15 protein-coding genes and 1 pseudogene are annotated in these 13,737 nt (G+C 72.3%); 6 read left to right on the top strand and 10 right to left on the bottom strand.

Features of this window, described 5'->3' with window-relative positions; all coding sequences use genetic code 11:
- The 4 genes from JM949_RS25785 to JM949_RS25800 all read left to right on the top strand — a co-directional run.
- Nucleotides 1-1,197 (top strand): hypothetical protein (locus tag JM949_RS25785; protein WP_407664820.1); only part of this gene is annotated, 1,197 nt, incomplete at its 5' end.
- A 35-nt stretch (nt 1,198-1,232) separates the two neighbouring features.
- Nucleotides 1,233-1,937 (top strand): hemerythrin domain-containing protein, encoded by a 705-nt coding sequence (locus JM949_RS25790; protein WP_203150861.1) that lies wholly within the window; start codon nt 1,233-1,235, stop codon nt 1,935-1,937.
- A gap of 125 nt (nt 1,938-2,062) precedes the next feature.
- Entirely contained in the window at nt 2,063-2,527 is a 465-nt protein-coding gene (locus JM949_RS25795) for a fused MFS/spermidine synthase (protein ID WP_309232323.1), read from the top strand.
- Between the two features lie 57 nt (nt 2,528-2,584).
- Nucleotides 2,585-3,673, top strand: a complete 1,089-nt coding sequence (locus JM949_RS25800) for an AI-2E family transporter (RefSeq protein WP_203150862.1) — start codon at nt 2,585-2,587, stop codon at nt 3,671-3,673.
- Nucleotides 3,674-3,697: 24 nt separating this feature from the next.
- Here JM949_RS25800 and JM949_RS25805 read toward each other — a convergent pair whose 3' ends face one another.
- From JM949_RS25805 to JM949_RS25835, 7 genes are all read right to left on the bottom strand, one after another.
- On the bottom strand, nt 3,698-4,999 hold the full coding sequence (locus JM949_RS25805; RefSeq protein WP_203150863.1) for an NAD(P)/FAD-dependent oxidoreductase: 1,302 nt from the start codon (nt 4,997-4,999) through the stop codon (nt 3,698-3,700).
- Nucleotides 5,000-5,053: 54 nt separating this feature from the next.
- Entirely contained in the window at nt 5,054-5,575 is a 522-nt protein-coding gene (locus tag JM949_RS25810; RefSeq protein WP_203150864.1) for a GNAT family N-acetyltransferase, read from the bottom strand.
- Nucleotides 5,576-5,651: 76 nt separating this feature from the next.
- The gene (locus JM949_RS25815; RefSeq protein WP_203150865.1) at nt 5,652-5,945 is read right to left on the bottom strand and encodes a DUF6510 family protein; all 294 of its coding nucleotides are present in this window, start codon (nt 5,943-5,945) and stop codon (nt 5,652-5,654) included.
- 25 nt (nt 5,946-5,970) lie between these two features.
- Nucleotides 5,971-6,735 (bottom strand): ferredoxin reductase, encoded by a 765-nt coding sequence (locus JM949_RS25820; protein WP_203150871.1) that lies wholly within the window; start codon nt 6,733-6,735, stop codon nt 5,971-5,973.
- 7 nt (nt 6,736-6,742) lie between these two features.
- Nucleotides 6,743-7,342, bottom strand: a complete 600-nt coding sequence (locus JM949_RS25825; RefSeq protein ID WP_203150866.1) for a sulfite oxidase-like oxidoreductase — start codon at nt 7,340-7,342, stop codon at nt 6,743-6,745.
- Nucleotides 7,343-7,416: 74 nt separating this feature from the next.
- A complete protein-coding gene (locus JM949_RS25830) occupies nt 7,417-8,442 on the bottom strand; it encodes a TerC/Alx family metal homeostasis membrane protein (protein ID WP_203150872.1) in 1,026 nt (341 codons plus the stop codon).
- Between the two features lie 216 nt (nt 8,443-8,658).
- Nucleotides 8,659-9,069: a DUF2267 domain-containing protein gene (locus JM949_RS25835; protein ID WP_203150867.1), complete on the bottom strand. Its 411-nt coding sequence runs from the start codon at nt 9,067-9,069 to the stop codon at nt 8,659-8,661.
- A 157-nt stretch (nt 9,070-9,226) separates the two neighbouring features.
- On the opposite strand from JM949_RS25835, the gene JM949_RS25840 reads away from it, so the two are divergent.
- Both JM949_RS25840 and JM949_RS25845 read left to right on the top strand, forming a co-directional pair.
- The gene (locus tag JM949_RS25840; RefSeq protein WP_030332551.1) at nt 9,227-9,499 is read left to right on the top strand and encodes a DUF2795 domain-containing protein; all 273 of its coding nucleotides are present in this window, start codon (nt 9,227-9,229) and stop codon (nt 9,497-9,499) included.
- A 116-nt stretch (nt 9,500-9,615) separates the two neighbouring features.
- Entirely contained in the window at nt 9,616-10,209 is a 594-nt protein-coding gene (locus tag JM949_RS25845) for a DUF1345 domain-containing protein (RefSeq protein ID WP_203150868.1), read from the top strand.
- Nucleotides 10,210-10,464: 255 nt separating this feature from the next.
- Here the strand turns inward: JM949_RS25845 and JM949_RS25850 are convergent, their stop codons facing one another.
- The 3 genes and pseudogenes from JM949_RS25850 to JM949_RS25860 form a co-directional block, all read right to left on the bottom strand.
- Nucleotides 10,465-11,133 (bottom strand): hypothetical protein, encoded by a 669-nt coding sequence (locus JM949_RS25850; protein ID WP_203150869.1) that lies wholly within the window; start codon nt 11,131-11,133, stop codon nt 10,465-10,467.
- A gap of 77 nt (nt 11,134-11,210) precedes the next feature.
- Nucleotides 11,211-12,187 (bottom strand): annotated as a pseudogene (locus JM949_RS25855) (pirin family protein).
- Nucleotides 12,188-12,234: 47 nt separating this feature from the next.
- Nucleotides 12,235-13,173 (bottom strand): hypothetical protein, encoded by a 939-nt coding sequence (locus JM949_RS25860; RefSeq protein WP_203150870.1) that lies wholly within the window; start codon nt 13,171-13,173, stop codon nt 12,235-12,237.
- Between the last annotated feature and the right edge of the window lie 564 nt (nt 13,174-13,737).

Here is a 13,737-nt window from a genome sequence, read left to right on the forward strand (position 1 = left end):
AGACCCGCGCCCGGGCCATCGACGTCGCCAACCGCGGCCGGCCGGGACGAGCTACTGGTCGCGGCGTTCACCGCGTGGACCGTCCCGACGCCGTGGCTGACGCACGAGTACGGCGTGCTGGACCACCGGGTTGTCGAGCTGCTCAGCCGGCTGCTGCGGGCCGGCGACCTGGACCCGGTCGACCGCTGCCGGCTGCTCGACGCGCTAACCACCGAGTTGGACGGCGAGTCCGACCCCCGGGGCGCGGCGGCCGGCCGGGAGGCGCTGGCCCTCTCCCGGCGGCTGGACGACCCCGAGCTGCGCGCGCTCGGGTTGGCCGCCCGGGTCCGCACCATGAGCTACGAGCGGGAGGCGCCGCACCGCCGGGAGTTGGCCCTTCAGCTGCGCGACCTCGCCGACGAGCATGGGCTGGTCAGCTACCTCTCGGTCGCCGAGCAGGTGCTGGGCCACTGCGCCGCCGCGCTCAACGAGCCGGAGGAGCTTCGGGTCAGCGTCGCCCGGCACGGGTGGCTGACCGGGACGTACCAGCTGCACGAGGGCCAAGTGATCCACCTGTGCGCACTGGGCGCCCTGGCGCACGTCGCCGGCGACTTCGCCGCGGCCCGACAGCACTACGACGAGGTCGCCGTGCAGATGCGGCGGCAGGGTTCGCTGCACGCCGAGGCCTTCCACTACTTCTCGACCGGGACCCTGCTGATCAGCCAGGGACGTTTCGGCGAGCACCCGGCGGCGACCCGCCGGGTGCGCGGATCGTTGGGGCCGATCGTGGACGACCTGCTGGCGCTGGCGCTGATCGAGAGCGGACGGGTGCGGGAGGCGCGGGCCATGCCGATCGGGCGGCACACCTACCGGCCGGACTACTTCGAGTCGGCGTTGCTCAGCGTGCGCGGAATGGTCATCGTCGGGCTGGGCCGGCGGGACCTGGCCCAGCCGGTGATCGACGCGCTGCTGCCGGTACGCGAGCAACTGGCCGGTTTCTCCAGCACCGCGGCCGTGCTGCGGCCGGTCGCGTTGACTCTCGGGGAGCTGTTCCGGCTGCTGGGGCGCGGTGAGGAGGCGGCGCGGCACTTCACGCTGGCGGCCACTGTGGGCGGCGCTGGGGGTCACCGCACTGGCTGGCCCAGGCGACGGCGGCACTGGCCGACTGATCGTCGGGTTCGTGGATTCCAAGCCGGTTCCAAGTGCCACCGAGCATGATCAACCGATCTGTTGATTTCCTCGGAGAGGTCACCGTGAACCAGAACCACCGCGAAGCCATGGCCGACGTGCGCGACATGTACATGGCGCACACCATGTTCCGTCGCGAGTTCAGCCTGCTGCCGCAGCTCGTCCGCGACGTCACACCGGGCGACACCACCCGCGCGGAGGTTGTCGGCGCCCACGCCGAGATGCTCTGCTCCATCCTGCACCTGCACCTGCACCTGCACCACGAGGGTGAGGATCTGCTGCTCTGGCCACGGCTCACGCAGCGCGGCGGCGCGCAGGCCGCGGCCATCGTCCCGATCATGGAGGAGCAGCACCACGCCATCGAGAAGGCGCACGCGGCGGTGCTGGCCCTACTCCCCCAGTGGCGTCGCACCGGGCACGGCGGTGGCCAACTCGCGGCCGAGTTCGAGCAGCTGCGGTCCGCGCTGATCGAGCACATGGCCCTGGAGGAGAGCGAGATCCTGCCCCTGGCCGAGCGGCACATCACCGCATCGGAGTGGATGCAGCTCGGCGAGCACGGGATGAGCGCGGCACCGAAGAAGCAGCTGCCGCTGGCCTTCGGCCTGGCCATGTACGAGGGCGACCCCGAGGTGATCAAGGCGGTGCTGGCGCACGCCCCGCTGCCGGCCCGGCTGCTCATGCCGATCATCGCGCCCCGGTTCTTCGCCAACCACGCCAGGCGGGTGCACGGCACCGCCACGCCACCACGCATCGGCGTCGGGGCCCGCTGAACGAGGGTCGACCACGCCTGGGGGACGCGGGCGGGTCAGGGGGCGGCCAGGAAGGCCAGCACCCGCGGCCAGGCGGCGGTGCTGGCGGCCGGGGAGTATTCGGCCAGGTCCGGGTCGGTGAACAGGTGGCCCACCCCGGGGTAGGGGAAGACGCCCGGGACGCGCTCACCACCACCCCGGCCGACCGGTACGACCTGGTGATCGCCGACATCTACCGGGCGGCAAGGATGCCCCGGCACGTCCGGACCGTCGAGTTCGTCGCCGAGGTGGCCCGGACCCTGCGCCCCGACGGGACGTACCTGCTCAACGTCACGGATCTGCCGCCACTGGTCGGCACCCGGGTGCAGGTGGCGACACTGCGGGCGGTCTTCGCCGACGTGTGCGTGCTCGGTGACCGGCGGATGCTGCGCGGCCGACGGTACGGCAACCTGGTGCTGGCCGCGACGTCACGTCCCGGCGGCTTGCCGGTCGGCCGGCTGGCGGTGGCCGCCCTGCGTGACCCGGTGCCCGGTGGCCTGCTGCACGCCGGCGCGCTCGACACCTTCGTCGCCGGCGCCCAGCCGGTCACCGACGCCGACGACCAGCGGTGAGCGCCGTTAGTCCGCAATGCCGGGTTTCCGACGGCGAGCGCGGGGAAGGCGCGTCGGATGAGCAACGCCGACGATCGGGCGACCGCCCGCCGGACCCTGGTGGTGATCGGTCTGGTGCTGGCGACGGTGCTCGCGCTGGCCTTCGTGTACGCGACCCGACGGGTGCTGACCTGGGCCGTCGTCGCCGCGTTCTTCGCCGTCGCGCTCAAGCCCCTCGTCGACCGGCTGCAACGCCGCCTCGTGCGCCGTCGGGCGGTCGTCACGCTGCTGGTGTTCCTCGGCGCGTTCGTGCTGGTGGCGATCCTGGCCGCGGTCATCCTGGTGCCGTTGTTCGGGGAGTTGGGCCGCTTCGCCGACCGGGCGCCCGAGCTGTTGCGCGATGCCCGCGCCGGTCGCGGCCCGGTGGGGCAGCTGCTGGAACGCACCGGCGCCCGGCGCTACGTCAGCGAGCACTCCGACCAGTTACGCGACGTCGGCAGCCGACTGCGTCAACCCGCCGTCGGCGTGCTGCGCGGCGTCGTCGAGACGGTGGCCGGGCTGGTCACGGTCATCGTGCTGGCGTACCTCATGGTGTTGGAATCGCCGCGGATCACCCGTGGCCTGCTCGCGGCGGCCGGGGACGGTCAGGGCGAGCGGCTGCGCCGGGTGGGCCGCGACGTGTCGCGGAGCGTCACCGGTTACCTCACCGGCAACCTGCTGATCAGCGTGCTCTGCGGCGTCCTGACCTACCTGGTGCTCACCCTCACCGGTGTTCCCTTCGCGGCCGTGATCGCCCTGCTGGTGGCGGTGGCCGACCTGATACCGCTGGTCGGCGCGACCCTCGGCGCGGTGATCGCCGCCGGGGCCGGGTTCCTGCACTCCCCCACCGCCGGGGTGGTGGTGCTGGTCTTCTTCGTGGTCTACCAGCAGGTGGAGAACCACCTGCTCCAGCCACTCATCCTGTCCCGCGCGGTGCGGCTGAACCCGCTCACCGTGCTGGTCAGTGTGCTGCTCGCGGCGGAGCTGGCCGGTCTGCTCGGCGCGCTGCTGGCCATCCCCGCCGCCGGCATCGTGCAGACCCTGGTGCGCGAGTACGGCCCGAGCCGGCTGCGGCCCGCCCCGCCCGCCGGTCCGGGCGCGCGGTCGCCGGCCGGCACCGACGAGTGACCGGCCACGACGTGCGAGGTGTGCTCAGCGGGACCGGCTCGCCACCTCGGGCGTGGTGCTCTCCAACGGCACCGCGTTCGCCGGAACCAGCCCGAGCTGCACCGCCGACCGGGTCAACGCGGCGTCCAACGCCCAGTCCGCGCTGACCCGGGCACGGTTCCCCGGCATCGCCATCAGGTGGTACGCGCGGGTGACCGTCTTGGCCGGCAGCCCGGCCAGGTTGACCTGCAACGGGTTCGCCGCCGCGTCCTTGCCGCCCAGGTCCACGACCCAGCCCAGGTCGTGGTGCTTGTACGGCTTGCGCTTGCCGAAGCCGTACGACGCGGCGATGTTGTGCGCCGCGCGCTTGCCCTGCCGCTGCGCGTGCTGCGCCGTCATGCCACAGATCTTCCCCGGGTTCACCAGGTCGGGAACCGCGGCGGCGTCGCCGATGGCGTACACCTCCGGGTAGCCGGGCACGTTCAGGAACTCGTCCACCACCAGCCGGCCCCGGTCGGTGCGCAGGCCCAACTCGTTGACGAACGGGTCGGGGCGGACGCCGACGCACCAGACCAGCGTGCAGGTCGGCACGTACTCGCCGTCGGTGAGCTTCACCCCGTCGGCGGTCGCCTCGGCCACTGACGTACCCATCCGGACGTCCACCCCACGCTTGTCGAGCACCCGGTGCGAGGTGTCCGACATCCGCTTGTCCAGCTCCGGCAGCACCCGGGACGCGACGTCGAGCAGCATCCAGCGGGGGCGCACGGTGAGCCGGGGCCGCTGGGCGTGCAGCGCGTCGGTGAACAACTGCCCGTGCGCCGCGACCTCGGTGCCGGTGTAGCCGGCTCCGACCACCACGAACGTGGCCCGGGCCTGCTGCTCGGCCGGGTCCTCGGCCTGCTCGGCCAGCTCGATCTGCCGGACGATGTGATCGTGCAGGTAGACCGCCTCGGGCAGACCCCGGAAGCCGTGCGCGTACTCGGTCACCCCGGGGATGGGCAACAGCTTGTTGACGCTGCCCACCGCGAGCACCAGCCGGTCGTACGCCAGCCGGTTCTTGTCCCCCTCCGGCTGGGTGAAGCCCACCCAGCGGTTTTGCAGGTCGACGTGGTCCGCCTCGCCGATCACCACGCGGACGTTCTTGAGCGTCCCGGTCAGCGGCACCGCGATCCGTCCCGGCTCGACCACGCCGGCCGCCACCTCCGGCAGCAACGGCAGGTACAGGAAGTAGTCGGTGGAGTTCAGCACCACGATCTCGGCCCGGTCCCGGGCGATCCGGCTCAACGTCTTCGCCGCGTGGTAACCGGCGAACCCGGCCCCCACGATCACCACACGAGGTTTCGTCATTGCGGGCCGTTTCCCGGCGCAGCCCGCGACAAACGTCCGCCGGCCCGGTTGCGGTCAGCTCGGTGCGGTGATCGCCCAGCGCTCGTGGTCGCGCCACGCGCCGTCGATGAACAGGTAGTCCGGGGAGAAACCCTCCAACCGGAAACCGAGCTTGCGGGCCACCCGCCGCGACGGCTCGTTGCCCGGCTGGATGTTCGCCTCCAGCCGGTGCAATCCCACCGAGGTGAAAGCATGGTCGATCACCAGGGAGACCCCCGCCGAGGCGTGCCCGGTCCCGCTGTACGGCTGGAACGCCGCGTATCCCAGGTACCCGCCGCGCAGCGCCCCCAGCACGATCCCGCTGATGTTCACGTACCCGGCGATCGCCCCGCTGGCCCGGTCGCAGATCAGGTAGCCGGCGCTGTCCCGACGGCGGATCCGACGCAGGTAGTGCTCGTACTCCTCGGTGGTGCCCGGCGCGACCAACCACGGATGGTGCAGGTCCCGGCTACGCTGCGCGGCGGCGACGAACTCGGCGGAGTCGGTGGGCCGGGGCCGGCGGATCGCGGCGGGACCGCCGGTACGCAGGTATCTCACGGCCGATCACACTGACCGACCGACCCCGCCGCTGTCCAACCGACCGGGCCTGGGCCGGGCAACACCGTTTGACCCGTCAGAGCGGGCCGGGGAACGGCTGCTCCATCGGCATGGGGAACTGGAGGAAGGTGGTGCCGCGCAGGTCCAGCCAGGCCCGGTCGGGCCCGCGAACCAGTCGCATCATCACCGCCTCACAGGACGGGCAGCGCGCGACCAGGCCCGGGGCGTGCGAGTAGACGTGCAGGCTGGCCATCGAGCCGGTCATCCCGCAGCTCTCGCAGCGGCCCACCGCGCTGCTCAGGTCGACGGTGAACAGCTCACGCATCGGGCCGTCGAGCATGTTGCCGTCCAGGTACGACATCTCGGTCATCGAAATCTCCTCGACAGGGCGTGCGTCAGCCGGTGGGTCCGAAGCGTTCGGTCTTGACCCGCCGTGAGGGGTGGCCCAGCCCTACCAGCAGGTCGGCCACGGTCTCCACGAACGCGGTCGGACCGCAGACGTAGGTGAGCGGTTGCAGGTCCGGTGGCCACCCGTGGGTGTTGACGTCGGCCAGCCCGATCCGGTGCGGCTCACCACGCCAGCCCTCGGGCGCCTCGCGGGTGTAGACGTAGGCGACGTCCAGACCGAAGTCGTCCCGGACCCGGCGACGCAGCTCGTCGGCGTAGATCACGTCGCCGGGGGTGCGCACCGAGTAGATCAGCCGGAACGGGGCCTTGTTGGCCGCGGCCCGCCGGGCCCGGATCATCGCCATCAACGGCACGATGCCGGAGCCACCGGCGACGAGCTGCACCGGCGCGGTCTCCTCGGACCGCCAGATGAACCAGCCACCGAGCGGTCCGCGGATCTCCACCGGGTCACCGGCACCGAAGACGTCGATGAGGTACGGCGACACCTCCCCGTCGTGCACCCGCTGGACGGTCACCTCGACGCGCGGCCCGCCCGGGCCGTCCACGGCGGGCCCGGCGATCGAGTACGACCGGGCCGCCTGGTAGCCGTCGGGAGCGGTGAGCCGCAGGTCGACGTGCTGCCCGGCCAGGTGACCCGGCCAGTCCGGCACCTCCAGCACCAGGGTCTGCGCGGTCGGTGTCTCCACCCGACGCTCCACCAGCCGGCCGACCTGCCAGCGGTTGGGCGTCCGGGGCTGGGTGCTCGTGGCCACGGCGCGCTCAGTCACCCTGGTACCGCTGTTCGCGCCACGGGTCGCCGTAGTCGTGGTACCCGGCGGTCTCCCAGAAGCCCGGCTCGTCCATCGTCTTGAGCCGCAGGCCGCGTACCCACTTGGCGGACTTCCAGAAGTACAGGTGCGGCACCAGCAGTCGGGCCGGGCCACCGTGCTCGGCGGGCAGCGGGGCACCGTCGAAGGTGTGCACCACCCAGGCCTGGCCGCCACGCAGGTCGTCCAGGGGCAGGTTGGTGGTGTACCCGCCGTAGGAGTGCGCGAGCGCGAAGTGCGCCCCGGTGTCGACCTCCGCGAGCAGGGTGTCCAGTGAGACGCCCTGCCAGCTGGTGCCGAGCTTGGACCAGCGGGTGACGCAGTGGATGTCCACCGTCGGCGTCTCCTGCGGCAGGGCCATCAACTCCTGCCACGACCAGCGGTGTTCGCTGCCGTTCTCGGCCGAGATGACGAACTCCCAGGTGTCCAGGGACACTCGGGGCGTCGGGCCGGCCGAGAGCACCGGAAAGTCCTCGGTCAGGTACTGACCGGGTGGCAGGGCCGGCTCCTGCGTTCGGGGCCGGCCCTGGAAGCCCGGTGACACGATTCCCATGGCACAGTCGTACCACCCGCGCCGGTGGGGCGGGAGCTTTACCGCGTACCCCGTCGTCGCCCGGCGTGGCGCGGTCAGTGCCGGTCGGCGACGACCTCGCGGTCGGCGGGCAGATTGCCGCCCCAGGTGGCCCGCAGGCTGGTCAGGGTGACCACCACCAGCACGCCGATGATCACGCCGAGCGAGGCCAGGGTCGGGATCTGCGGCACGCTGTCCCAGATGCCGTGCGCCCAGTGCAGACCCAGCTTGAGGCCGATGAACGCCAGGATGATGGCCAGGCCGTAGCTGAGGTGCACCAGCCGGCTCAGCGCCGCGTGCAGGACGAAGTAGAGCGCCCGCAGGCCGAGCAGGGCGAACGCGTTGGTGGCGAAGACCAGGTACGGGTCCTCGGTGATGCCGTAGACCGCCGGCACCGAGTCGACAGCGAAGACCACGTCGGTGGCCAACACCGCGACCACCACCAGCGCGAACGGCGTGAGGGCCCGCTTCGCGCCCTGCCGGACGGTCATCCTGGTGCCGTGGTAGTCGTCGACCACCGGCATGACCTTGCGCAGCAGCTTCACCGAGCGCATCTTGTTGATGTCGACTTCCTGCTGGTGCCCGGACATGGCGTCGCGCAGCAGCTTCACCGCGGTGGCGATGAGAATGATCGAGAAGAGCAGGAAGGCGAAGTCGAGGGTCTGCAACGCCGCCGCGCCGAGGGCGATGAAGACCGCCCGCAGCACCAGCGCGCCGGCGATGCCGTAGAGCAGCACCCGCTGGGCGAGCACGGCCGGCACCGCGAACGCGGCCAGCAACAGCATGAAGACGAAGAGGTTGTCGACCGAGAGCGACTTCTCCACCAGGTAACCGGTAAGGTATTCCACCCCCTGCTGGGAGCCGAAGCGCCCCCAGATCCAGGCGCCGAACGCCAGCGGCAGCGCGATGTAGAACGCCGACCAGCCGATGGCCTCCCGCATGGAGACCTCGTGCGGACGCCGGGTGACCAGGAAGTCCAGCACCAACAGCAGGAGCACGCCGGCGATGGTCACCGCCCACAGCGTGGGCGTGCCGACCGACGACAGGTCACTGGCGGCGGACAGGTACGACACTTCACTCATGTGGGTCTCCTCGAACACCGTCATGTTCGAGGTCTCCTTCACCCACCACCTGGTGGGCAACCACCCGAGGCACGCCGGGCGTGCCGTACTGACCGGAATGGTTCGTGGGAAGTACTCCCCTCGCACGACAAGGTTAGGCCAGGCCGAATCACCGCGCCAAGCGGGACATCGATGGTTGCCCTGGTAAACCGCTGTGCGCGGCCGGGACGGCGGCTGTCAGGGGCGGCGCAGCGTCGCCCCGGGAGCCATCGCCTGCTCCACCAGCCCCCGGTAGTCCCGGGGCAGCTGAGTCGCCACGTCGTCGAACTCACCACCGGTGATCGCCTCGCGCAGGGTGGTGAAGACCGCCCGGATGCCGTCCCGGGCGGCCGGCTCCGGCACGTTCCCGCGCAGCGCCACGCGCGCGACGAACTCGGCGGCGCCGAAACGGTCCGCCTGCTCGGTGCTCGGGCTCGGCTTGAGCACCAGTTGCAGCGGTTGGGGCAGCTGGGCGGCCAGGTCCAGGACCTCACCGCCGGTCAGCCGCTCGGCGAACGTCTCCAACACGGCCCGGGTCAGCTCGACCGCCCGCTCGGACGACGTCGCGGTGCGCTGGGAAACCTGGTCGATGAAGGTGTCGTAGTTCATCGCGTACTCCCTCGGGCTCGCGTCGACGCCTGCGGGTACCCGCGGCGGCGGCAGGAAAACGGCGCCGGGATTGCCCGCCCGGGGCGGGCGTGACCGGCTGGCGGGCGGGTAACCGCCGCCGGTCGTCACCACATCGATGCCCGAGGGAGCCCACGCCATGGCGAGCTACGCCGACGTCCTGCAGTACCTGTCGAGCCTGGACTACCCGGCCGAGAAGGACGACGTGGTCCGCGAGGCCGAGCGGGAGGGCGCCCCGCCGGACGTGCTGAAGGCGCTGCGGGCCCTGCCGCCGGTGGACTACGCCAACGGCACCGAGGTGGCCCGCTCCGCCGGCATCGAGGCGGCGCCCGAGGTGGGCCCGGCCCAGCGGGCCGAGCAGGCCCGGGACAAGAAGCACAACCGAGTCTCGCAGCACCTGCGCGGCATCTGACCCAGCGGTGACGCCCACAGCCCGGCGACGGGACCGTCACCGATGACCTACACCGGCGGTCCGTCCCGGCCGATGGACGTGCGCTTCCCCGCCGCCCGGCAGCTCGCCGTGGTGGCGTGGTAGGCGCCGTCGCCGGCTGCGCCTTCGCGGTGCTGCTGCCCGCGCCGCTCGCCGCGCTCGCCGGCTGGGACGTGGGCGCGCTGAGCTGGCTCGTGCTGGTCTGGCGCAAGCTCTGGCCGATGAACGCCGAACGGACCGCCCAGCTGGCCGTACACGAGGACCCGAACCGGGCGGTCCGGGACGCGCTGCTGCTCGTCGCCTGCCTGGCCAGCCTGCTGGCGGTGGGGTTGGTCGTGGCCAGCGCGCAGAGCGCCCCGCCCGGCCTGAGCCGGGAACTGCACGGCGGCCTGGGGGTGCTGAGCGTGGTGCTCTCCTGGTTCGTGGTGCACACCGTGTTCGCGGCCCGGTACGCCCGGATCTACTACACCGGCCCGGACGGCGGGGTGAACTTCAACCAGCCCGAGCCGCCCCGCTACTCCGACTTCGCGTACGTCGCGTTCACCATCGGGACCACGTTCCAAGTGTCCGACACCAACCTGACCAGCAACGAGATGCGTCGTACGGTGCTGCGGCACTCGATGGTGTCGTACCTGTTCGGGGCGTTCATCATCGCGGTGACCGTGAACCTGCTGGCGGGCCTGGCCCGCTGAGCCGCCCATCGACCCCGGGATCGGCACGGGGTGGGGGCTGGGCGAATCGCCGGGACAGGCGGGCGCCCCCTGGTCACGAACCGCGACCGAGGGCGCCACGCAAGCCTGCCCAGGCGGTGAGCCGCGTCCGAACCGGTCGCGACCACCAGGCGGTGGAGGCCCGCCCGAACCGGGCGGGCAGCACTGCCGGGGTCAACCATACGACAGGCCATCCTCCGTCTGGTCAGAATTTGACGAAATGTGGGCCAACACACGTCAAGATCGACCGGCCACCTCCGCGTACCGGTGCTCCAGATCCACCCGCGCCAGCGCCCCCACCAGCCAGGCCAACCGCTCCGACTCGCCGCTGGCCAGGCCGGCCAGGTCGGCCGCCGACCGGCCCAGCCCGAGCCGCCGGGCGGCGGTCAACGCCCGCCGGTCCGCCACCGGGGCCACCTCACGCCACAGTGCCTGCGTCTCGCGCAGAAACAGGTCGACGACCTGGTCATCGACGCCGGGAAGCTCACCGAGAAGCGCCCGCTCCCGGACCGGGTCGTGCTTCGCCATCGCCCGCAACCGGCGCAGATCACCCCGGTACCGCTCGACCACCGTTCGAGCCAGGTCACCCAACCCGTCGGCCAGGGAGTCCACGTCACCGCGCTGGCCGCTGGCCCGCAGCACCCGCACCCGGTCCGCGTGCAGCGAACGGGCCAACCGGGCGGCGCTGTCCCACCCCTCGTCGCGCAACGCCCGCGCCCCGTCCAACGCCCGGCGGAAGTCACCGCGACGGGCCAGCAGCACCGACAGGTACAACACCTGGAACAGGCTCGCCGGGTTGTTGGTCACCCGGAAGCCGTACTGCTCGGCGAAGCCCCGCCCGCTGCCGGCGAGCCGACGCGCCAGACGTTTCCGCTCCTCCATTGGATTGATCAGAGTGGTCGCCATGCCGGCGACTACCCGCGCCGCCGACGGTCACACCCGCCTCGCGCTGGTCCCGGCGCGGGGCCGTGCCGGCGGGGCGGTCAGCCGTGCAGGCCGCCGGTGCGGTCGGCGGGCCGTTGAGGCGGGTCGTGGGCAGGGCGGGCGCCGGCAGCGGCGGCGCCGGGTCGTCGGCGACCACACCGAAGCGCTGGTCGCCAGCCAGCCAATCCTCCCGGGCGGCGGCGATCTCCTCGTGCGAGCGGCCGACGAAGTTCCACCACATCACCAGGGGCTCCTCGAACGGCACCCCGCCCAGCAGCAGCAACCGTGCCCCGGCCCCGCCCCGCACGGTCAACTCCCGCCGGCCCGAGCCCAGGTAGAGCAGCGCCCCGGGCTCGAAACCCACGCCGGCGGCCTCCGCGGACCCGGACATCGCCAGCACCGCGTACTCGAAATCGGGCCGCAACGACAGCGTCGCCGGCGCGGTACCGGCCAGCTCCAGCTGCACACCGACCAGCGGGGTGTGCACCACCGCCGGTGACCGCTGCCCGGCGAACTCGCCGACCAGCAGAGTGACGTCCAGGTCACCGTCGCGCCAGCGCGGCAGGTCGGCGTGGTGCGCGAAGTCGGCCGCACCGGCGCGCGCCGAGTCCGGCAGCGCCACCCACAGCTGCACGCCGTGCATCACCGGCGGGTGCACCGCCGGCGACCGCTCGGAGTGGGCGATGCCGTTGCCGGAGGTCATCACGTTCAGCTGACCAGGCCGGATCGGCTGCACGCTGCCGAGGCTGTCCCGGTGCAGGATCTCACCCTCCAGCAGCCAGGTCACCGTCTGCAGGCCGGTGTGCGGATGCGGCGGCACCTCCATGCCGGGCCGCTGCGCCACATCATCCGGACCGAAATGATCCACGAAACACCAGGCGCCCACCATCCGACGCGCACGCTGCGGCAGCAGCCGCCGCACCGTGGTGTACCGACCCAACGGCACGTCGTGGCCGGGCAACAACACACTGCCGGGATCGACGTCGGCCACACCAGGCGGTCGGGTCTGCGCCAGCATTGATTCAGTACGCTCCACCGCCCGACTGTACGCTCACGCCCACCGACGGCCGCGGCGCTTCCAGCTCAGCCGGACGACACCGCCACCCTGTTCGCGCCCGCGACCAGGTCGAGAAGGATCCGCTCGGCGGCACGGTCCCAGCCGGGGCTGCCGAGCACCGTGCCCGCGGCCACCCCGTCCCAGCGCGCGTCGCCTACCGCGACCGAGCCCGCGCCGGCTCCCACCCGAACCCGCACCGGAGTCGCTCCGCGCACCCGGACGTCGAGCTGACTGGTCCCGCCGGTGAGCCGCACGGTCATCGTGGTGGGGCTGCCTGAACCGATGCTGTCGGTCTGGCCGTCGACGGGCGGAAGGAGAAGCTCGGTGCGGGCGGACCCGCCGGCGAGTTCCACGCCCAGCAGCCGGGCCCGGGTCAGATCCAGCGTCTGGCCGCTCACTCCGCCGACCAACCGCAGACGCCATTCGACCCGCTCGTTGAGCAGCACCCGCACCGCCCGCGGGCCGGACCCACCGGTGGCCACCAGGCCGAGCCGTACCGTCTCCCCCAGCACCGCCGGCCGCGGCGCCACCGCCGAGCCGGTCGGACCACTGATCCGGTAGAGGTCGTCGCCCAGGTCGGCCACCCGCAGGTCGAACAGGGACAGCCCGTCGGCGAGTACGAAGGTGCCTCGCTGGCGATCGGCCAGCGGCGCGGTCATCTCCCGCTCGGTCGCGGCACCCCCCGACCCACGACCAGTCGCGTCCGGTCCGGGCCTGGTGCCGTCGGCTGCGGTGCCGTCGGGTGCGGTGCCGTCGGGTGCGGTGCCGTCGGGTCCGACGCCGGCCGGGCCGACTTCGGGGTCGGGTTCGGGTCCGCCTCGCGGCCCGGTGTCCATGGGCCGGGTGCCGTTGGGTGCGGTGCCGTCGGGTCCGCTGGAGTAGGTCATGCCGAGGCGCTGCGGGTCGGCGACTATCACGACCACCGCAGTCGCGCCGAGAACCAGCACGACGGCCGCGGCAGCCACCAACAACCGGGCACCGACAGACCAGCGCCGGCCGGATACCTCGCCATCGGCAGGTTCCGGCTCTGTCAGCGGTTCACCCCTCATGCCGTACCCACTGCGGACATCTGTCATCCCTCCGCCGGTCCCCGCCGGGAGGTACGTACCCGCCAGCCGATCGGATCACGCCGCCCCGATCACGCCGCCCCGCTCGGTCGCGCCGCTGCGTCTCGTCCCACGTCCCGCCGCTAGGTCGCGCCGCTGCGTCTCGTCCCACGTCCCGCCGCTATGTCGCCAACGAGATCTTGGACAGTTTTCGTTCGTAGGGCGGGCCTAGGTAACGGAAACTGTCCAAGATCTGGGCGTGGACACGCCGCTGGCCGGCACCCCGGATGGGGGGTGCCGGCCAGCGGTCGGTGCCGTGCGGTGGTGCGGTGGTGCGGGTCAGCTGTTCCAGTGCTGGGCGACGAGGTCGGTGGCCTGCTGCTCCCACTGGGCGTAGGCGTCGGGGTAGGCGGAGACCTGGACGGTCTGCGCGGCGTCGGTCAGCGGCATGTCCTGCCAGCCGTCGACCTGCCTGAGGCCCTT

It is taken from the genome of Micromonospora tarensis, assembly GCF_016803395.1.
GTDB classification, from domain to species: Bacteria; Actinomycetota; Actinomycetes; order Mycobacteriales; family Micromonosporaceae; genus Micromonospora; species Micromonospora tarensis.

Excerpts from the sequence above, each read along its gene's own strand:
- JM949_RS25800 (WP_203150862.1), top strand. The coding sequence starts at position 2,585 with ATGAGCAACGCCGACGATCGGGCGACCGCCCGCCGGACCCTGGTGGTG.
- JM949_RS25805 (WP_203150863.1), bottom strand. The coding sequence starts at position 4,999 with ATGACGAAACCTCGTGTGGTGATCGTGGGGGCCGGGTTCGCCGGTTAC.
- JM949_RS25815 (WP_203150865.1), bottom strand. The coding sequence starts at position 5,945 with ATGACCGAGATGTCGTACCTGGACGGCAACATGCTCGACGGCCCGATG.
- JM949_RS25825 (WP_203150866.1), bottom strand. The coding sequence starts at position 7,342 with ATGGGAATCGTGTCACCGGGCTTCCAGGGCCGGCCCCGAACGCAGGAG.
- JM949_RS25830 (WP_203150872.1), bottom strand. The coding sequence starts at position 8,442 with ATGAGTGAAGTGTCGTACCTGTCCGCCGCCAGTGACCTGTCGTCGGTC.
- JM949_RS25835 (WP_203150867.1), bottom strand. The coding sequence starts at position 9,069 with ATGAACTACGACACCTTCATCGACCAGGTTTCCCAGCGCACCGCGACG.
- JM949_RS25840 (WP_030332551.1), top strand. The coding sequence starts at position 9,227 with ATGGCGAGCTACGCCGACGTCCTGCAGTACCTGTCGAGCCTGGACTAC.
- JM949_RS25850 (WP_203150869.1), bottom strand. The coding sequence starts at position 11,133 with ATGGCGACCACTCTGATCAATCCAATGGAGGAGCGGAAACGTCTGGCG.